Raw genomic sequence first — 433 nt, 5'->3', positions numbered from 1 at the left:
GCAGGAGGCCGCCCCGGACGCGGTGGTGGTGGGCAGTCTGCGCCGTAACGACGGTGATGCCTCCCGTTTCCTGACCTCGCTGGCCGAGGCGTGGGTGCGTGGTATCCCGGTCGACTGGACGGCGGTCCTGGCCGGGCACACGACGGCCGGACGGTCCCGCTGCCCACCTATGCCTTCCAGCACCGTCGTTACTGGCTGGAGAAGACCGCTCCCGTCCCGGCCCTGGCCTCCGGGCGGGAGGTGGACGCCCGGTTCTGGGAGGCGGTCGAGCGCGAGGATCTGGAAGCCCTCGCCGACACCCTTCGGCTGGCGGACAGTGAGCCGTTGGCGGAGGTGCTTCCCGCGCTGTCGAGTTGGCACAAGGGTCGGGCGGCGCGGTCGGTGGTGGACGGCTGGCGGTACAAGGTGGTCTGGAAGCCCGTGGGCCGGGACA

At 71.8% G+C, this 433-nt stretch carries 1 protein-coding gene; it reads left to right on the top strand.

What is annotated here, in order from left to right; all coding sequences use genetic code 11:
- Positions 1–90: 90 nt before the first annotated feature.
- On the top strand, positions 91–433 hold a 343-nt coding region (locus IH68_RS51410; protein WP_159403912.1), incomplete at its 3' end, for a hypothetical protein.

This window comes from Streptomyces sp. NRRL S-646, from assembly GCF_000720765.1.
Lineage (GTDB): Bacteria > Actinomycetota > Actinomycetes > Streptomycetales > Streptomycetaceae > Streptomyces.
This window is presented reverse-complemented; position numbering and strand designations above follow the sequence as displayed.